This is a genomic window from Opitutia bacterium ISCC 52 (assembly GCA_014529675.2).
In the GTDB taxonomy this organism is placed as follows: domain Bacteria; phylum Verrucomicrobiota; class Verrucomicrobiia; order Opitutales; family UBA2995; genus UBA2995.
On the sequence record CP076040.1, the window covers coordinates 2,291,828 to 2,311,746 of the forward strand.

Annotated in this window: 20 protein-coding genes; 16 read left to right on the top strand and 4 right to left on the bottom strand. The window is 47.4% G+C overall.

The window, feature by feature from the left end:
• The first annotated feature begins 21 nt into the window (after positions 1-21).
• The 3 genes from GA003_09700 (at position 22) to GA003_09710 (ending at position 4,203) form a co-directional block, all read left to right on the top strand.
• On the top strand, positions 22-1,479 hold the full coding sequence (locus GA003_09700; protein QXD30201.1) for a sulfatase: 1,458 nt from the start codon (positions 22-24) through the stop codon (positions 1,477-1,479).
• Positions 1,480-1,560: 81 nt separating this feature from the next.
• On the top strand, positions 1,561-2,664 hold the full coding sequence (locus GA003_09705) for a glycoside hydrolase (protein QXD30202.1): 1,104 nt from the start codon (positions 1,561-1,563) through the stop codon (positions 2,662-2,664).
• A gap of 75 nt (positions 2,665-2,739) precedes the next feature.
• Entirely contained in the window at positions 2,740-4,203 is a 1,464-nt protein-coding gene (locus GA003_09710; GenBank protein QXD30203.1) for a sulfatase, read from the top strand.
• Positions 4,204-4,235: 32 nt separating this feature from the next.
• On the opposite strand, the gene GA003_09715 is transcribed toward GA003_09710, so the two are convergent.
• Both GA003_09715 and GA003_09720 read right to left on the bottom strand, forming a co-directional pair.
• The gene (locus tag GA003_09715; GenBank protein QXD30204.1) at positions 4,236-4,745 is read right to left on the bottom strand and encodes a hypothetical protein; all 510 of its coding nucleotides are present in this window, start codon (positions 4,743-4,745) and stop codon (positions 4,236-4,238) included.
• Between the two features lie 156 nt (positions 4,746-4,901).
• Positions 4,902-5,981, bottom strand: coding sequence for a hypothetical protein (locus GA003_09720; protein QXD30205.1), 1,080 nt, complete (start codon positions 5,979-5,981; stop codon positions 4,902-4,904).
• Between the two features lie 174 nt (positions 5,982-6,155).
• Between GA003_09720 and GA003_09725 the strand changes: the two genes are divergently transcribed.
• Positions 6,156-7,265, top strand: coding sequence for a sugar phosphate isomerase/epimerase (locus GA003_09725; GenBank protein ID QXD30206.1), 1,110 nt, complete (start codon positions 6,156-6,158; stop codon positions 7,263-7,265).
• 90 nt (positions 7,266-7,355) lie between these two features.
• Entirely contained in the window at positions 7,356-8,120 is a 765-nt protein-coding gene (locus GA003_09730; protein QXD30207.1) for a rhomboid family intramembrane serine protease, read from the top strand.
• A gap of 3 nt (positions 8,121-8,123) precedes the next feature.
• On the opposite strand, the gene GA003_09735 is transcribed toward GA003_09730, so the two are convergent.
• Positions 8,124-9,206, bottom strand: coding sequence for an amidohydrolase family protein (locus GA003_09735; GenBank protein ID QXD30208.1), 1,083 nt, complete (start codon positions 9,204-9,206; stop codon positions 8,124-8,126).
• Positions 9,207-9,559: 353 nt separating this feature from the next.
• Positions 9,560-9,946 carry a Dabb family protein gene (locus GA003_09740; protein QXD30209.1) on the bottom strand — a complete coding sequence of 129 codons (387 nt, stop codon included), beginning with the start codon at positions 9,944-9,946 and terminating at the stop codon, positions 9,560-9,562.
• Between the two features lie 175 nt (positions 9,947-10,121).
• Between GA003_09740 and GA003_09745 the strand changes: the two genes are divergently transcribed.
• The 11 genes from GA003_09745 to GA003_09795 all read left to right on the top strand — a co-directional run bounded on the left by GA003_09745 (position 10,122) and on the right by GA003_09795 (position 19,681).
• Entirely contained in the window at positions 10,122-10,448 is a 327-nt protein-coding gene (locus GA003_09745; GenBank protein ID QXD30210.1) for a hypothetical protein, read from the top strand.
• 90 nt (positions 10,449-10,538) lie between these two features.
• Positions 10,539-10,910 carry a hypothetical protein gene (locus tag GA003_09750; GenBank protein QXD30211.1) on the top strand — a complete coding sequence of 124 codons (372 nt, stop codon included), beginning with the start codon at positions 10,539-10,541 and terminating at the stop codon, positions 10,908-10,910.
• 6 nt (positions 10,911-10,916) lie between these two features.
• On the top strand, positions 10,917-11,573 hold the full coding sequence (locus GA003_09755) for a cytochrome c (protein ID QXD30212.1): 657 nt from the start codon (positions 10,917-10,919) through the stop codon (positions 11,571-11,573).
• 31 nt (positions 11,574-11,604) lie between these two features.
• Positions 11,605-12,351 carry a ribonuclease activity regulator RraA gene (locus GA003_09760; protein QXD30213.1) on the top strand — a complete coding sequence of 249 codons (747 nt, stop codon included), beginning with the start codon at positions 11,605-11,607 and terminating at the stop codon, positions 12,349-12,351.
• A gap of 33 nt (positions 12,352-12,384) precedes the next feature.
• A complete protein-coding gene (locus GA003_09765; GenBank protein ID QXD30214.1) occupies positions 12,385-13,461 on the top strand; it encodes a hypothetical protein in 1,077 nt (358 codons plus the stop codon).
• An 85-nt stretch (positions 13,462-13,546) separates the two neighbouring features.
• Positions 13,547-13,852 carry a pyrimidine/purine nucleoside phosphorylase gene (locus GA003_09770; protein QXD30215.1) on the top strand — a complete coding sequence of 102 codons (306 nt, stop codon included), beginning with the start codon at positions 13,547-13,549 and terminating at the stop codon, positions 13,850-13,852.
• An 85-nt stretch (positions 13,853-13,937) separates the two neighbouring features.
• Positions 13,938-14,411, top strand: coding sequence for a xanthine phosphoribosyltransferase (gene gpt / locus GA003_09775; GenBank protein QXD30216.1), 474 nt, complete (start codon positions 13,938-13,940; stop codon positions 14,409-14,411).
• Positions 14,412-14,678: 267 nt separating this feature from the next.
• Positions 14,679-15,602, top strand: a complete 924-nt coding sequence (locus GA003_09780; GenBank protein QXD30217.1) for a lysophospholipase — start codon at positions 14,679-14,681, stop codon at positions 15,600-15,602.
• A 30-nt stretch (positions 15,603-15,632) separates the two neighbouring features.
• Complete coding sequence (locus GA003_09785; protein QXD30218.1) at positions 15,633-16,085, top strand: cupin domain-containing protein; 453 nt, start codon at positions 15,633-15,635, stop codon at positions 16,083-16,085.
• A 144-nt stretch (positions 16,086-16,229) separates the two neighbouring features.
• A complete protein-coding gene (locus GA003_09790; protein ID QXD30219.1) occupies positions 16,230-18,320 on the top strand; it encodes a fused MFS/spermidine synthase in 2,091 nt (696 codons plus the stop codon).
• A 17-nt stretch (positions 18,321-18,337) separates the two neighbouring features.
• Positions 18,338-19,681: an MATE family efflux transporter gene (locus tag GA003_09795; protein QXD30220.1), complete on the top strand. Its 1,344-nt coding sequence runs from the start codon at positions 18,338-18,340 to the stop codon at positions 19,679-19,681.
• Positions 19,682-19,919: the final 238 nt, after the last annotated feature.

Genomic DNA, 19,919 nt, shown 5'->3' on the forward strand with positions numbered 1-19,919 from the left:
TCCTACAGTTGTCTAACCTCAATGAAGAAACTCCTTCTACTCTGCGCTCTAAGCTCCACGCTCTTTGCTCTTGGAGCTGAATCAACTCCAAAGAAGAACGTCCTCTTCATAGCCATCGATGATTTGCGGCCTGATTTAGCATGTTATGGTGATCCCATAGCTATCACACCGAATTTTGACCGACTGGCATCCAAAGGCACGCTTTTTAGCAAAGCCTATTGCCAACTCGCCGTGTGCGGCCCCTCTCGCCTGTCGCTCATAACTGGACTGCGACCTGACAGTATCAAGGTTTGGGACCTTAAGACCCATTTCAGGGAAACGCTACCCGATCTGGTCACCCTTCCCCAGTTGTTCAAACAAAATGGCTATCAAAGTATCTCAATCGGCAAAATTCTCCACGGCAGTGGAGTCTCCATGTACGACGAGCCTTCCTGGTCGGAGGATCCGCTATTCGACTACGGTCGACCTCATACCTGGCGCTACGCGTCACCAGAAAACCTGGCAGTCAATGCACACAAACGATCCGCCACAGAAGGTTACGATACACCCGACAACACTTTTGTGGACGGCATGGTATGCGATGCCGCCGAAGAGGCCTTAGAACGATTTGCAAGAGGTGACGAATCATTCTTTCTGGCGGTAGGTTTTCGAAAACCACACTTGCCGGTCGTAGCTCCCAAGAAATATTGGGATATGTACGATCGTTCCGAGATTCCTGACCCTATTTCAAAATTTCACCCCAAAGGTGCCCCCGAATACGCAACCCGTACCTGGAATGAAATAGAGGGCTACACCGATATCCCGAAGAACCTGGCAGATATTCCACCCGCCAAGGTCCAGGAAGTTCGCCATGGCTACTATGCATGTATCAGTTATATCGATGCCCTCCTCGGTCGATTGATGGACAAACTCGAAACACTCGATCTCGCCGACGATACCATCATCTGCCTTTGGGGAGACCACGGCTTCCACCTGGGCGAGCAAGGGCTATGGACCAAGGCCAACAATTTTGAACTGTCAGCTCGCGTACCACTCATCCTCTCCGTTCCTGACCAAAAAGAACAGGGAGCCATTTCCAAAGCCTTTGTGGAACTCGTCGATCTCTATCCAACCCTGACAGAACTCTGTGATCTAAAAGCTCCCAATAACCTGGAAGGTTTAAGCATGGAACCTTTACTTAGTCGTCCGAACCGTCCCTGGAAGACAGCTGCCTTTAACCAATACCCACGTGATTACGCTGAGATAAAACACAAGCAACACGGAGACGTCATGGGTTATGCCGTTCGCACAGAAAACTATCGCTACGTTCAATGGAAAGATTGGAAGAGCGGCGCGATTCTCGAAGAAGAACTTTACGACCACCGGTCAGATCCCAATGAAATGACCAATATCGCCAAGGAACTCAATAAAGCTGCCTCGCTTTACCAACACCGAAAGATACTCGAACTTGGCTGGCAGGGAGCTCTGCCTTTAAAATAATCTTATCAAACTTAAAACTTAAATAATCCATGGCCCGTGTTAGTGTCGCTTCGCTCGAAACGGCGATCGGGCCCTACCCAAATGAAAACCATTTCAATTCTTTTACTCTTTGCTCTCGGCTCCCCGCTCTTTGCTGTAACCGAGAAGATGATCTTCAAATCCGGAGAAGGTGGCTACTCGAACTACCGGATCCCAGCTCTGATCACTACCAAAGACGGATCCCTTTTAGCCTTCTGTGAAGCGCGTAAAGACGATCGCGGCGATAGTGGCAATATCGACATGATTCTCAAACGCTCAACCGACAATGGCCGAACCTGGTCAGCCCCGATTGTTGTTTGGGACGCCGGTGATGAAACAGCAGGTAACCCTTGCCCTGTGGTTGACCAACGAACCGGACGCATCATCAACGTCATTTGCTGGAATCTTGCGAGTGATCATGGAAGAGATCTTCATGCCGGAACCTCCAAAGATACCCGACGCGTTTTCCAAACGCACTCCGATGATGATGGCCTGACCTGGACAGAACCGAAAGAAATCACCTCCGATGTAAAAGACGCCTCATGGTTTTGGTACGCCACGGGCCCTGGTGTCGGAATTCAATTAGAAACCGGTCCCAATAAAGGCCGTTTGGTTATTCCAGCAAATCACTCAACCGCAGATTTCTATGGCGCCCATACACTTTACAGTGATGACGGTGGAGATAGCTGGTCGGTCAGCAATATCATAAAACCCACCGTTAACGAGAGTCAGGTGGTTGAGCTCTCAGACGGTCGTTTGATGATGAATATGAGATCGCAAGGCGTAGCTGAAACTAAACGCCCTAGAAACGGTTACCGCTCGATTGCATTCAGCACCAATGGCGGGGAATCCTGGACCCAACCACGCTTCGACAAACATCTGGGCGATCCACGTGTGCAAGCCAGCATCATTCGCTTCGACGAGGATACCTTGCTCTTCTCCAATCCCAATCCTCCCATTCAAGCCGAACGTGGCCAACGCATCCGCATGACGGTTCAGGCAAGTAAGGATGACGGCAAAACCTGGCCCCACGAACTCCTTATCTATGAAGGACCTTCTGCCTATTCGTCGTTAGCAAAGAAAGCCGATGGCAAGGTGGCCTTACTTTACGAAAAGGATAAGGATATCGTGTTTGCGACTTTGACTATCGATGAAATTGCAAGGTAATCAGGTAGGGACGGATCGCCGAGCCGTCCGAAACTCAGATACAAACGGCCCGCTCGGCGATCGGGCCCTACCCTTATGAAGCAACTTATCCTACTCCTCGCTCTAAGCACTCCGCTTTTAGCTTACGCCACTAAGAAAATGGATGGAACGTCACGTTCCCCGAATGTCCTCTTCATCTCGGTAGACGATATGAACGACTGGGTTGGTTGCCTGGGGTCGGACCGAGTACCTACGCCAAACATCGATGCATTGGCGGCCAGAGGTTTACTCTTCACTAATGCCCATGCGCCTAGCCCCAAATGTGGCCCCAGTCGCGCAGCGATATTAACCGGTAAACGGGCTTCAACGACCGGGCTCTATAGCAATGGACATTGGTGGCGACCCGCGTATCCGGATCTGCTTACACTACCCCATCATTTCAAACAAAACGGCTATTACTCAGCTGGCGGCGGCAAGGTGCATCATCATACCGACGGTTTCAATCCACCTGATCAATGGGATGAATACTTCGACCTCGTTCAGGATAAAGACCTGATCGTCGATTACTTCAAACGCCGTGGAGAAGATCGCCGTTACTTAACCGACCAGATGCCCCGGCACCCCAATGATTCCCTAGACTGGGGATCTATGGAGGTAAAGCCCATGGAGATGGGTGACGGAAAGACGGTAAACTGGGCCAGTGAATTCCTCTCTCGAAAACATGAGAAGCCATTCTTTCTGGCAGTAGGCATATTCCAGCCTCACCTGCCATTTTACGCTCCCAAACAATACTTTGATGCGCTTCCTGAAAACGAGGTCGAACTTCCCATCAATAAGCCAGGTGACCTCGATGACGTACCCGAAGGTGGTCAAATCATGGCTGAGTACCGGCGCAACGATTTGCGCATGATTGAAGAGCACAAGGAACTCGAGAATTGCGTACGCTCCTATTTAGCGAGTATTGCCCATGCGGATACGATGATTGGGGAGCTTATGAAAGCCTTCGACAAAAGCGCATACACGGAAAACACCATCATTGTTCTTTGGTCGGATCATGGATATGCATTTGGCGAAAAAGATCACTACGCAAAGAACACGCTTTGGGAACGTTCTACCCATGTGCCTTTCATCATGGTTGTTCCAGAAGTAACGGAAGCTGGCACCAAAACAGACGCTCCAGTCGACTTGACCTGCCTCTACCCGACTCTGACAAGCTTGTGTGATCTACCAACCCCGTCAGATCTGGATGGCGTCAATATTATCCCCTTACTAAAAACCCCAGACATCTCCTGGGAACACCCTGCGATCATTGACTACCTCAAAGGTAATACCGCCATTCGAACCAAAGACTGGCGTTACATAAGCTACGATGAAGGACGGAAAGGTGAGGAACTGTATGATACTCTGAGTGATCCTCATGAGTGGACCAATCTGGTATCGACTCACAGTGAGCTCACAAAACAATTTAAGGCCTGGCTTCCAAGCCGCTATCCAGAAGAAGTTCCCACAAAAGGGGCTTACCATTTTGATTCCGATAAATACGAGTGGCGCTTAAAATAGGAAACCGCCTATCAGGCCAATCGTCCCAAGACTCATTCTCCGACTACCGAATACTCTGAAACAAAATCCATAATTCGATCCCCTGTATTGATGGTCAATTTAATGGTTCCTGTTTCTGTGCTATCGGCATCTTGAATTACCTCACATGTAATATCTCGGGATTTATCTTTTTCGATACAGTAGCCTTGGCCCTTTAGAATTCCGCCTGTAGTCGAAAACTCCGTAAAAGAATCATTGAAGGGCAAGGAGATCTGACCCATTTCATTTTTGCTCTTGGCATCAAACCTAAATGGAGCAGGAACGGTGTCTTCATCTATCTTTACTCGATAAGTACCCTCGAGAAACCCGTCAATCAAGGTCAGGCGACCAATATCTAGATCTACCCTTGTTTTGATGGTCCCGAAGAGGATCTTTTGCTCAACCTGAGTAAAGGTTGAGGCTATGTTTACGCTTCTTGTATTATCAGCGCAAGAAACAGGAGTTGCCTGAACGGGTCCAAGTACACAGCAGGCAATTAATAGAAATTGGATTAGACTTTTCACGGATCGGATCGTTGAGAAAACTTCTATTCGGCAATCTCGACGCAATAATACATCGGGTCATTGTCTGCAAAAAGCAAGCGCTTCGTTTAGCAAAGCACCTAATATTAACAACCATCAGACACCACGATTCAGAGTCTTGGTGACATCCGTGGATATTTACAGGGTTTCAAAGAGCTTAACTAGCTCGTCAGAAAAATTGTCTCCTCCCTGAGCAGAAAAGTGTCCACGATCCACAAAATCGCTTTCTTGCCAATCTACGTTTAACACTGATTCAACAAAGAAGCAGTCCTGGTCACCTGACTCACAAATACCTGCCGTAATTTCATTAAAGTGGGACATTAATCTAGGCATATCAGATAGTCGGATATAATTCGCCCAACCTAAGTTCTCAATCCCAGTCGTCAGAAGAAACGCATCGTTTAGAATCTGCGGAACAAAGATAACTTCTGCTGAAAGGTACTCTGATAAAACTTTCAAGGTTTTCAAATTTCGCTCATAGGCAGCATCCACCCTAGGATCTGGATCAGGTACAGTTTCTAAATGTCTTGGTTTATATGGAAAGAATTTATAATTCAAAAAACCGATTACCTTAAAGATGAAAGATATCTCTGCAGCTTCCACCAGGAAACCCCTTTTCCAATAAAAAGGCAGCCGCAGGTTGCTCACTTGTGTAACCCCATGACTGTAATAGTCAGGCGTGAAGGCAGGATCATGATAATTCCGGATATCATTCCATCCTTGATAAACGATCACGTAGTGTGGTTTCCACTCAGGAACTGTCATCGCTAATTGAACAATGGCTTCCGCGGTTGAAAACCCAGGTCCACCATAATTCCGCACACTGTATCCATCTCCGAGTTTCGTTTGAAGCTGTGCTGGCCAGGAATCGCTATCCGTGACCTTCGTGCCAAAGGTTGTGGATCCACCCCGTGCCGCAATTCGAATGCAATCATCATCGTTCTCGGGCGACCCAGTAGTACGCGTGTGATAGTCTGTTGAACTCATGGTAATACCATTGAATTCGACCACTACGTTTTTTTGCATACGACCTACCTGGTAAGGATGATATTCAAAGAGGTCCTGATGATGCTTGTCATCCTCACCGTAGGGGAGATCACTATAAATGGTGTGCCCTTTCAATAGGTAGAATAGTATCTGTCCCGCTACCTCTACTGTAAAAAACATCGCACTAAGGACAGCTAGGTTGATGGCTAACAGTTTTATGATAGATTTCATGAGGTGGGTTTCGCTAGATGACTTTTCGACTCTGCACAATTACCCAAGTTGATCCAGTAACAATCCCGAGGGTGAAAGTGCCTAATCTCATGCGTTTTTGCTTTCAAGGCAGCTCAGAGTCCGATTTTTTTGGTTAGTAAAGATACAATTCATAAATCATTTACTACCCAAGCCATGACCCATTCTCGTAGACACTTCTTAAAAGCAACTGCAGCTGGAGCTGCAACCTTGGCTGCCAGCCCTCTAGCCAGCCCGGCTGCTCATCACAAAAAAAAGGGTAGTAAACTCGGTTACGACAATTTTGCTGTCCGGGCGATGAATTGGATGGTCGAGGATCATTTGAAGTATTCGGAGAAGCTAGGGATCGACTCTTTGTTTATGTCGGACCTGAACCATTTCAAGAGTTTCGACAAAAACTACCTAACGGATGTAAGGAAAAAAGCCGATGATCTCGGCATCGACATTCATGTTGGCACTTGGAGTATCTGCCCCACATCAGTGACTTTCAAGGACGACTGGGGTACCGCTGAAGAACACCTTCGTCTGTCCATCCGCGTAGCAGAGAATCTCGGTTCACCTGTCATTCGGGTTGTCTTAGGGAATCGCGATGATCGAAAGACTGAAGGTGGCATCATGGCTCGTATCCAGGACACGGCTAAAGTTTGCCGTGCTTGCCGCTCGCAAGCCATGGACGCGGGTGTCAAAATCGCGATGGAAAACCATGCAGGTGATATGCAAGCGCGCGAAGTAGTCATGCTCATTGAAGAAGCTGGCGGAAGCGACTACATGGGAGCCAATCTCGATGCGGGAAATGCCTCATGGACGTTGGAAGATCCTTTGGAAAATCTCGAAGTCATGGGCAAATACGCTCTAACAACCAGCTTACGTGACTCGGCGATTTGGCCTTCAGAAAACGGAACCACGGTCCAATGGACTGCCATGGGACAAGGTATGGTTGACTGGGAGAAGTACTTTGATCGTTTCCAAGAACTTTGCCCTGGTGTTCCCGTTCACATTGAAACCATATCCGGATTTAACCGAGAGATTCCCTTCCTCCAGGATGAATTTTGGGAATTCTATTCGGACGTAAAACCAGCCACCTTGGCTCGCTATATTCGATGGGCCAGAAACGGCGTTCCTCGCGCACCTTGGAAAGCACCTGTCGGTCCAAAATCTGATGTCGCCTCTCACGATGCGGACAAAGCGACTCAAGATTACCAAAAGGCCGAGATCGAAGAGAGTATCCGATACTGCAAATCCATAGGGCTCGGGCTTAAAGGATAAGGTCCGCCCAAAGCCATTGTCGTTTGATTATCAAACCATACAAGTTTCCTCCGGGATACGTTCTATGGTCGTACCATTATTACTAGAGCAATGAAACAAATTCCACCTGTTATCCTGGCGCTGATTTCCATCAATGGAATCATCTATCTACCTGCTCTCGTGGCTCCGAATATCTACCAAACGATCCTGAATCACTTCGCCTTATATTTTCCCAAAGCGGATTCATTCCAGGTGTTTCAGCTGATCAGCCACATGTTTCTTCATGATAGCCGTAGCCTACTACATATCTTTTGTAACATGTTTGCCTTAGCGTCTTTTGGCATGCCACTGACTATGATTTGGGGATGGAAACGGTTTCTCATATTCTATTTCACAGCTGGTATTGGAGCTGGCCTCGTTTACCTCGGCGTCAATTACTATCATTTCAATAACGCATACCAGGCGTTCATAGCGGCAGGATTCACTCCAGAGAATATGCTAACACTCCTACAAGAATCTAAGGCGGATCCAACTTTGATTGCAAAGGTGCCTAAAGATACTGTAACTGCGCTTATAACAAATTACCGCTCGAGCGCGATAGGTGCATCTGGAGCTGTCTACGGTATCTTAGTTGCATTTGGAGTGTTATTTCCCAATGCCAAGCTCAGCCTGATCTTCCTTCCCATTCCCATCCCTGCCAAGTTTTTCATTCCAGCTATTGTACTCCTTGACCTGTTTTCGGGAATCACAGGAGTTTCTCTATTCGGAGGAGGAATCGCACACTTCGCTCATGTTGGCGGTGCAGCTATTGGGTTTGCTATTATGCTGTATTGGAAAATGAAATACCCGGTGAAGATCCAATTCCACCAAAACTAGGTATTACTCCGGAAACAAAGACGCATCCAAACCGGGAATGAGGCGAACGGCATTCTTGTAATAGACCTTCTTGAGCACTTCATCGCTGAGATCCAAACCGTACATTCTCCAGAAGGCGTGGTACCGTTTGTAGTAAGGGAAATATTCATCATCGCTTTCCAAGACACGGAAGTAAGTCGGAAATTCGTGAACCTGATACGAATCTTTGCCGAATAATATACGGTCCTGGTATTTTTCAAAGAATCGATTGGCCATGCGAGGCTGACGACCGAGCTCGGCGATGACTGCCGCGATGCCCACGTTCATATTGGGAATCTCGTCCATGGTTCTACCCAGACGCCCTAAGTCGTTTCCTAACCATCCCAGATGAGCCGCAATAAACTGGGTATTGGGATGCTTCTTAAACATGTTGTGCTGCTCACCAATGATCTGCTCCCAAGGAGCGGGATTATCATCGCCACGTTTGCGCCGAGAATGCGTCTTAAGTTCCAACCAACGTTCATTCTGATTATCGTGTGGTTCCCAAAATGGTTGGGGGTCAGCCGAATGAATGAGAACAGGAATACCGAGTTCTCCACACTTAGCCCAAACCGGATCAAGACGAGGATCATCAACCGCCACGCGATTACCTTTGGAGTCTTTATTTGAAATGCCAAGTCCCTTGAACACTTTCAATCCTTTTGCTCCATTCTCAAAGTCAGTAACCAGTTGCTGAACGGTTCGCTCCTGCCAACCCGGAACATCTACATTGTTCCAATCAAGGTTGGTAAAAAGCACAAAACGATTGGGATGACCGTTAAGAATATTATCGGCCATGTCTTTAAGCCTAGCCCCTCCTCGTCCAGATAAGTTGACCATGATGGCCATGTTCATCTCATCCATCTCGCCGACCAATCGATCTAGGTCGCTGGGGCCCATTCGGTATTGGTGACTATGAATATCTACAAAAGGAAATTTGGCTCGGCTAACTGGATTCTCAGGAACGACCAAGGTTGAAGGAGGATCATAATCTTCCCAATCGAGACTCTGAGCAAATCCGATGGTCGCGGAGAAAAGGAGAATGAGAATAATGGGGATTTTTTTCATTTATCTTGAGGCTCTAACTGATTTGGAAATGACCAATTATTTTTTGAGTAAAATGAGTTAACCACGAATGGACACAAATGAACACGAATTTAGAAGAAAAGAATTTAAGCTATGTTACTGAGCATTAACTATTCGTGGCTATTGTCAGGCCTTCTCATTTCATTCGTGAAGTGTCCATTAGGCTCTTATGGTCATGGCGATTGATTGGTAGTGGTTAATTTCTGACTAAACACTTATTAAAATCCATCAATCCCAGCTGTAATTAGCGAGCCGATAAAATAGTCAGCTCAAAAAAAGAAAAGCCCCGAGGCAATTTGCCTCGGGGCTTTGAAAATTGGTTAAGCCAAAACAGACTAATTCGTAATATCGAAGGTCGTGCTCGCTTGGCGGGCAGGAATGTACACTTCGTACCACTTCTTTTGAGCATCACTATCAGCGTAGTCCTTCAATGCTTTCTGGCTTTTGAACTCCATAACAAAGGCGTGACTGCGATTGCCCTGGGCTTTGATTGTTTTAACCCATACGCGGGAAATACCGTCGTATTCTTTAGCAAGGGTAACAACACCATCAAGGGCTGCTTTAATTTGTTTCTCAGAGGCATCCTCTTTCCAGGAAACAGTTACGACGTGGATCACTGAGTGAGGAGTAGCCTTATTTCCGCCATGAGCTGCGGCAGAAACGGAATTCGCAGCAAACAGAAGAACGACTGCACTTAGGAAGGTAATGATTAGTTTTTTCATATAAGTATAAATATTGAGAAGATTGATAGGAAGAATTCCCGAAAACAAAAGCCTATTCGACCAATATCCGGGGCATAAGTTCGGAAAGTGAGTCAAAAACTTCTCAAAGTCCGCTAGAAACAAGCAATAAAATAGGTAATTTCCCTCATAGAAATCTAACGTCTAGGCTGATCCAATGAGCGCCTTAAAGTATTTCCTCAAACTACCTGTTGTTTTCATCCTAGCCACTTTCTTCTGCGTATCGCAGTCGATGGCCCAGATTGAATCCTACTACCCCCTTGCAACGGAGCCTGGCTGGACTGAAACATCGGTGACTAAATCTTTCATCGATGGAAGCATTATTAGAGCTGTATCGAGGAACTTATTAGGCATTGATTCAGAGAACAAAATCATCATGCCTGTCATTAATGGTTTTAGAGGAACTATCCCGATAGAAACCATTGGTCATTCGGACGGTGGAGAATTCGATGATCCATTTTCAACAATAGGAAGAAGCGACTAAAGCCTGGATAAGCAGAACAACCACGCAGGTCGCATCTATCGAGTACGTTGGACCGGCAAAGAAACAAGCGAGCTTCCACAACTCGAAGGATTGGCTGTAAGTAAACTGGTTCCCTACCTGGCTCATCCAAACGGATTTTGGCGCGACACGGCCCAGCGCCTGATCGTAGAATCTCGAGATACCTCTGTCATTTCTTCTATTAACTCCGTCGCCATGGATCAGTCACAACCGCTCGGACAGATTCATGCATTATGGACCCTGGAAGGTTTAGGCGAGCTGACCAGTCAAACAATCAACACAGCTTTAAACTCAATTCATCCAGACGTTGCCATCACCGCTCTGGAATTGGCACCACTCACCAGCAACCCAGAAGACGTGCTCGACCCTTGTATCCAATTCCCAGATACTCATCAGGTATTTAAAGCACGCAACCTCACTCGACTAGGTTTCACAAAAAGATGAAAGGCCTTGCTGCCAATCCTCCAGGCGCCGATCGACAGCGAACTACTCCGAGACACAATCTTCAAGGCGGCTGACAAGGATCTCCCAGAGCTTATTGATTTTCTAGAAGCCCAACCCGAATCCTTCGTAGGAGATTTTGTGGGACTATTACTGGAGGCAAAAAGAGTCCATGAAGCGCGGACCAAAGGAGCATCGAATAATTTAAAGGGAAAAGTCCTCGAAGCATACGCTCGTGGAAAAACGATTTATGAAGGCAAAGCCGTCTGCATGGCATGCCACGGCCAGGACGATGCCGGTCTCCTCAATCTGGGGCCACCACTGGCCAACTCTGAATGGGTTACCGGAGATCCCAATCGCCTGATCCAAATTCTGCTTCACGGAATGGAGGGTCCCATTGAAGTGGCGGGAAAGACCTACAATCCACCCGCCGTTATGCCTGACCTAGGAGCCAACCCCACCATTTCAAACAAAGACCTCGCCAATGTAGTTACCTACATCCGAAACGCATGGGGCAATAATGCATCGGGGTTGGAGAGAAATACGTATCTGAACAACGCAAGCTCACCGCCTCGCGAGATGGCAAACTCTACCGAGCTGAAGACTTCCAGTAGAATTAGCTTGGGCAGCAAGGACTATTCACCTCATAGAAGCCTTTCCAGTTGACCCCATTTAATTTCTGCCATGAAACCATTTCATGACCGATTCTTCTTCGAACGATTCCGACATTCCATCTCTATCAGACGAAACTCGTGCCCGCCTGAAAAAGGTCAGCACTCCGACCATCGCAACCCTACTCTACAAATATGGTTTCAAAAATGCCTTCATCCAGGGTGTTTCTCCGCTCAACAAAAAAGAAGACAGGTTGGTCGGCCCCGCTTTCACCCTACGCTACATAGCAGCCCGAGAAGATACCGACGAGCTCACCGAATTTCGCAAACCCGATCACCCACAACGTCTGGCTGTGGAAACCTGTCCAGAAGGACACGTGTTGGTCATGGATTGTCGCCAGGATGCCAGTGCGGCCTCTGCAGGTTCCATCCTCTTGACACGCCTGCAAGTCCGTGGCGGAGCCGGCTGTGTAACGGATGGAGGGATTCGCGACGCCCGAGGCGCCATGGCACTGGATATGCCTGTCTTTACGGCGAAACCATCTGCGCCGACCAATCTCACCAAGCACCACGCCGTAGATATCAATGTCCCCATCAGTTGTGGTAGTGTTCCTGTCTACCCAGGCGATGTGCTGGTGGGCGACACGGACGGGGTTATGGTCATACCTGCACACATGGTGGACCAAGTTTTAGAAGAAGCGGAGCCGATGGAGCTGTTTGAGGAATTTGCCCTCGAAGAAGTTAAACGAGGGGTTCCTATTATCGGACTCTACCCGGCAACCGATCCCGACACACTCGTCCGGTTTGAAAAGTGGAAAGCAGATAAGAGCTAGTTGGCTGAATTCACTCAATCAAATCCACACCGCGTGAATCATCCAGCTTCATCAAGCGCACCTCGTCCATGGTTGATAAGAATATCGAAGACGTTCGAGCACTTCTCGTCTGAAATCATTGCGGATCTCGGAGCTACTTTAACCAAACGTTTAGGCGACGAATATTACCTCATTCAGTCACCGGGTTTCAACAGAAGCTCCGATGCCGCTCGCTATATCCGCTGGAACCTTCCCATGGATCACACCTGGCCATGCAATCCTGAGAAGATGGAAGGGTTCATAGAGAAAGCAGCGCAGACCTTACTTAAGAAATTTTCAGAACAAGATCCTCAAGGCATATTCATGGGGCGTTTGGATGTCAGCTCGCCTCGAAGATACTACAAGTCGTTAGCAACAAACCTCCGCGGACGAACCATTCCTTTGTTCACTCAGGCGGGTGGACATCTAAAAGACGTCGAAGGTCAGGAGCCAACTAAAGAAAGTCTGTTTTGCTTGCTCGGCAGGGAGGGATTATTCTGTGGAATCCAAAGCCCCGCGGCAGCCAACGGATTCTATCCTGGGGGCACCAAATTCATCAGCCAGAAAGCGCCACACACAATCAGCCGTGCCGGTGCAAAAATAGCTGAAGCACTTCATTATTTGAAATTGCACAGAACCCTTCCTAACCCTGGAAGCCATTGGTTGGAGTTGGGGGCTTGCCCGGGAGGAATGACGTCGGAGCTTCTCGAACGAAATTACCAGGTCACTGGGGTTGACCGTGCTTCGCTGGATGTACGCCTCAAAAACCGGAAGGGGCTACACTTTAGCAAAGCCGACGTGACAAGATTCAACCCTCCGGCCAAAGCGAAGTACGATGCCATTCTTTGCGACATGAATGGCGAAGTAGAAATTTCACTGGGGCAAGTGATTCGGCTTTCCCAATACCTTCGAGCAGGCGGACTGGTAGTATTCACTTTGAAGACTCCCGGCACTACAGCTTACCAGGAAATGAATACGCTCTTTCATACGGCAGTCGGTGCTGCGAAGGATTCTGAATTGGCCTTACTCGCAAGCACTCACCTGACTTACAATCGTCACGAGTTTACCTTATTCTTTGAACGAAAAGGTTAGGCCATACACAATGCGACCCACCTTTACCCAATGTAGCTTGCGCATTTAACAATTTAAAATCACGTTTTAGAAAAACAAAACTATTATGTCAGAATTCAAAAATGTAACTGTAGTTCGAGAAGCCAATGTATACTTCGACGGGAAAGTAACCAGCCGAACCGTCCTATTTGAAGACGGAAGTAAAAAGACCTTGGGCTTCATGCAAGCCGGCGAGTATTCATTCAATACCGAAGCGGCCGAAATAATGGAGTTACTGGGCGGATCCATGGACGTGCGCTTACCCGGCACCGACCAATGGGAAACCATCCAAGCGCCAGACTCATTTGAAGTTCCTGCCAACGCCAAATTCGATTTAGTTGTTAAACAATTCGCTGACTACTGTTGCTCCTAAATTGAAAGCTGACTACAAAGATAGCTTTCATTCGTTTTCGATATTCTCTTTTCATCGTTTCACCTACGCTTAAATTCAATTCACTATGCCCGATTACCGCAAAGACTACCCCGTATCCTGGGACGAACTTCACCGCGACGCACGTGCCCTCGCCTGGCGTCTCATGAACCAAGAATGGCAAGGCGTTATTGCCATTACCCGGGGAGGATTGATACCGGCCGCTATTGTGGCGAGAGAACTGGATCTACGTCTGCTCGAAACCATCTGTGTAGCCAGTTACGACCATCAATCTCAAGGAGATGCCCAAATACTCAAAGGGCTGGATATAGATAGCAGAGGTTGGCTTGTCATTGATGACCTAGTCGACACAGGACAAACGGCCAAGGTCGTTAAAAAGATGTTACCCGATGCACACATTGCGACCGTATACTCCAAGCCTAAAGGCCGCCCCTTCGTGGATACATTTATCACTGAAGTCAGTCAGGAAACCTGGATCCTTTTCCCTTGGGATGGTGCGATGCAATTTACTCGCCCGATGATCGCAAAAGAAGGCGAGTAAACATTTTTGTGCAAAGATCTGTTTTGCACGAAACAATTGAATAAATTCAGTGCTTATAACTCCTGATAGCAAAGATGGAGTTTATATGCATGCAACGTAAGTCTAGAGTCGCACGGAAAAGTACCCCTTGGGCGTTTCATTTATTTTGCATCTTGGGACTGTCATACTCCTTCACCCAAGCTGAGACGTCAGAACTTATCCAGACAAGCCTCATCGAAAATGGTCAGAACATTCGTCTTGAATTAGTCATCGCAAAGCCCACTGGCGATGGGCCATTTCCAACCTTGGTTTTCAATCACGGATCCACCCGGGACCGGCAGCGATACAAACTTATTTAAACTTACCTGGTGGAGTGCAGAGATTGCTGAGTTTTTTACTGAACGAGGCTGGATGGTCGTATTCCCACAACGGAGAGGTCGTGGTCGTTCGGACGGACTTTACGATGAAAGTTTTACTCAGAACAGATCGGGTTACACTTGTAATCCGAGCGATTCACTTCAAGGAATGGAGCGCGCATTGACTGATATTGACCAGGTCGTCGCTCACCTAAAACAAAGACCAGAAGTTCTGCCTGGTCGCATGCAAATTGGTGGCCAATCGCGAGGAGGCATCTTATCAGTGGTCTATGCAGGAACTCGCCCGGATGTGTTTGATGGTGTCATCAATTTTGTAGGAGGCTGGATGAGCGATTCCTGCAACAATCCTCAACTGATAAACACCGTCTGCTTCAGACGTGGAGCCCCATACCCACACAACACCCTATGGTTATACGGTCTAAATGATCCGTTTTATTCATTCTCTCATAGTCAGTCGAATTTCGATGCCTTCATACAGGCTGGCGGAATAGGTGAGTTCAAAACCATAACGCCCTTCCCTGGTTTCAACGGACAAGGAATCATTTTTACTCCCGATCATTGGAGAAACACCCTAGCCGCTTATCTCGACGAATTACCATTCCAACCGAATCCTGAAAAATCGACGATCACGGAATTAAGGGCCCTGACGAACGATCGCCTACAAGTTGGATTTACAACACTCGAAGATCAGCGCTACCGCGTATTGACTAGTAGCACATTATCCTCCCCGACCACATGGACGGCAGAACCAGACATAATCATTGGAGACGGAAATAATCACCTAATAGAGCTGAGCCTGTCATCACCGTTATTCATCTCGATCCAGGCGCATTGACTTTCTCTAGAGTCAATTATGGGATGGGGTATGCAAAAGAAAACTTTCTGGTTCGCTATACTTCTCCTGTCGCTCATTGGCGGATACATGCTGGCAAATCACCACGGCTCAGAAAATAATGACATACAAGTCGTAAAGCTGGATGATCAGCCCTGGTATGAGGCCGATGACAAAGCCGTGGCCCGCGAAATCGCCAGCCCTCGCAATTCACGCGCTGAAAGACTCAGCATCGCCGACATCATCATCCCAGCCGGCGTAAAGGTGAAACCTCATTACCACGAAGTCATAGAGGAAATTTATTTCGTTAGCGGGGGCTCCGGCATCATGTGGCTGGACGGCAAAGAGAAGAAAGTCGTCAAGGGTGACGCCATCGTCATCAAGCCCGGCGAACGGCACAGTATCCACAATAACACCGATGAGGAATTACGACTCATTGTTACTTGCACACCCGCCTGGACTCCAGACTGCCTGATCTTCGACTAAGTAAGCACATTAATCCTTGAACTTTCTCTACGTCTTTATCTGCCTTATACACGCTTACCAAAGCTCACTTTTTCCGCTGCACAGCTACTACTGAACTAATAAGAACAGGAGTGTTCTCATCTCTCTTTCCCAATTTCCTAATTCATGATTCGTTACGGCATCACCATATTCCTCGGTGCATTTCTGATCTTTCAAGTCCAACCCATCATCAGTAGAGCTATTCTACCATGGTTCGGTGGTAGCCCATCGGTTTGGACGACCTGCATGTTGTTTTTCCAGGTCATGCTGGTTGCTGGATATGGCTACGCTCATTTTCTTTCGAAAAAACTTTCTGATAGAAACTTTGTAATCCTTCATTTCAGCCTTCTGGCAATCGCACTGATTTTCCTTCCTATTACTCCATCAGAAGCTTGGAAACCTGCAGCAGACGAAGGGCCCACCCTCCGGTTACTGCTATTGCTGGTAGTCACTATCAGCCTCCCATACTTGGTTTTATCTGCATCGAGCCCGGTACTTCAGTCCTGGTTTCACCAACAGCATAAAAAAACTCCCTATCGTTTATTTGCGCTGTCCAATCTTGGATCGCTTCTCGGTTTATTAACCTACCCGTTCTTGTTCGAACCCACGCTCACAGTAAGTCATCAATCCATTTTCTGGTCCTTTAGCTTTGTAATCTACGCCCTCTGTTTCGCCTGGTGTGGGTCCGTCTTCCTAAAAAAGCCCAAGCCTAAGAAGGAAGAACTAAAAGCCAAGGCACGTGCCAAGAAGCAACCAACGGAGGAAAGCCAAACAAAATCGACACCGACGCCAGCGAGCGAATGGATCCCGTGGATCATTCTACCTGCCTGCGCCTCATTATTGCTCTTGGCCGTCACCAATCAAATTTCTCAAAATATTGCCGTAGTACCCTTTCTTTGGATACTTCCATTAAGTCTCTACTTAATCAGCTTCATTATATGTTTTGATCGTGCACGTTGGTATAAACGTAATATCTGGGGAACATTGTTCCTCATCTCAATTGGCGCTGCCTTAGTTGCCCGCATCATAGGCATGCCGATGATCCTGCAAGTGACTACATATTCACTATTTCTTTTTTCCGTCTGCATGCTATGCCACGGAGAGCTCGCTCGCATCAAACCACCTCCGGAAAAGCTCACTCATTATTTCTTACTGATTTCGATTGGGGGTGCACTAGGTGGACTCAGCGTAAGCGTTATCGCGCCGATGCTATTCAATGATTTTTGGGAACTTCATCTAGGTATCCTATTTACTGCGATCGTGTTGACATTTTTCCTCTTTCGAGAAAAAAGCCGCAAAAAGGGCATCTATAGCTATCTGCCGATTTCCGCTTGGATCATTGCCATTCTAACCATGAGTATTTTTCTCTGGCATGATTTTTCTAACAGGACCCAAACCAATATTGAGCAGCTAAGAAACTTTTATGGAACACTGAGTGTTAAGGAAGAGAATGTAGGTTTGGAGACAGAAAAACGCATCCTGTTTCATGGAGATATTGTCCATGGCATGCAGTACACCGCCAAAAGCAGGCGTAATCACCCTACTACTTATTATGGTCTAAAAAGTGGACTCAATTACGCCATTAGACGCCACCCCAAGAGGAGTGCACGAGAAGCTGATCGGGCAAACTTCACGCCCATGAGAATCGGTGCCGTCGGACTGGGAGTAGGAACCGCAGCCATCTACGGTCTACCGGAAGATGTCATGCGTTTCTATGAGATCGATCCAGACGTAAAGACCGTGGCCGAAAAGCATTTCACTTATCTCGAGAATAGTCTGGCCCAACTTGAATACGACCTTGGCGACGCCAGAACGCTGCTCGAAGATCAAGCTCCGCAAAACTTTGATGTTTTAATCGTAGATGCTTTTAGTGGCGATGCCATTCCCGTTCACCTCATCACAGCAGAGGCATTCCAGCTCTACCTGGGCCACCTGAACGACAAAGGCGTTTTGGCCTTCCATATCTCGAACAAATTCATGGACCTAAAGCCACTACTCTTAGGCCTGACCCAACAAGCCAAACGAGCGATTGGCCGAATTTCGAGTGAAGAAGATACTACCCATGGTGCATTTGAGGCCGAATGGATTCTCATAGCCAAAGACCCTAGTTTCTTCGATGATGAAGAAGTTATAAAAGCCCTTAGCCCATTTCCAGAGTACGCTGATTATATCGTTTGGACCGATGATTATAGCAACTTACTGAAGGTGCTTCATTAATAGGGTCCATACTTGCAATGCCATCCTCACCCCAAGATTCGGCTACGTCGTACCGAACGATACTCCAAAGAACCTGGCCCATTATTTTGGCCAATTCTGCAGCGCCGTTTCTGGGATTGGCGGATACCGCCGTAATTGGACGAACTGGTACAACTGCATCCTTAGGCGCCATTGCGCTTGGGGCACTGGTCTTTAGTTTTGTTTACTGGACATTTGGTTTTCTGCGTATGGGAACCACCGGGCTCATCTCTCAGGCAGATGGTTCTGGGAATGAAGCCGAAGTAAGAGCCATCCTTGGACGCTTTGTCCTCACAGGATCGGGCATTGGTCTGATATTAGTAGTCCTTCAATTACCCATATTCTATATCGCCTTATCCATTCTAAGTGGAAGCCAGGCGGTAGAGACATCAGCTGGAGAGTATCTTAACATTCGTATCTGGGGAGCACCCGCTACCCTGGCTTCCTACGCTCTGATGGGCGGCTTGATAGGTCTTGGAAAGTCCAGAACCTTACTGTTTGTCCAACTGGTCCTTAACGGAATAAATATCGCATTAGATATTCTCTTTGCCGGCTATTTAGGAATGGGGGTTGCGGGAATTGCTCTCGGCACACTCATCGCCGAATGGACCGCGTGCCTGTTCGCTTTATTCTTGGTCATTCGCCTATTAAAACAACGTCAGCATGACACGGAGCCCTTTTTGTCCTGGTCTCGTATCTCGGACACCAAACAACTGATCAGAACCCTAGGCGTACAGGTCAATATCATGATTCGAACGCTCTCGCTTCTCGTGGGTTTTGGTTGGTTTACTCAGCAGGGAGCGAAACTTGGAGATATAGTGTTGGCAGCGAATCACATACTGCTTCAGTTCGTTTCCTTCAGCGCCTTCTTCCTCGATGGCATAGCCTATGCAACGGAGGCATTAATCGGAAAAGCAGCAGGAGCTCGCAAGGTGGATGTATTTACAATCCTAGTACGACGAACCATGAAACTAGCCGGTTTTCTTTCCATAATCTTGGCCATAGGATTCTTTCTTTTCGGATCTTCAATCATCCACGCCCTAACAGACTTACCAGATGTTCGGCAAACCGCCATTTCCATTCTACCCTTTGCCAGTATCTATATAGCCGTATCTTTCGTGACTTTCCAGTTGGATGGGATCTTCATTGGGACTACTCGAACACAAGAAATGCGAAACGCAGGCCTTGTAGCTTTGGCACTCTTTCTATTGCTCGCTTGGCCTTTGGTGAATGCCTATGGCAATACCGGACTCTGGATAGCCTTCATCGGATTTATTCTGCTGAGAGCAGGAAGCTTGTTGGTGTTCTATCCGAGACTGAAGCAGTCGATTAAGGGAAGTTAAAACGCTACCGAGGCGAAGCCGACATGACCACTACCAAGCGGAGCGCCACATCTATAAACGAAGTGCAAAATAACAGAGCCCAATGGATGCAGATAAACACAAACAATTACTGAAGGAAACCAACCACTGATTGCACTGTTTCACACTGATACTCTATTTCTTAATTAGTTAGATACCTTAAACCTATTTCAGCGCTTTTTATTCGTGTACATTAGTGTCCATTCGTGGTTAACTTCTT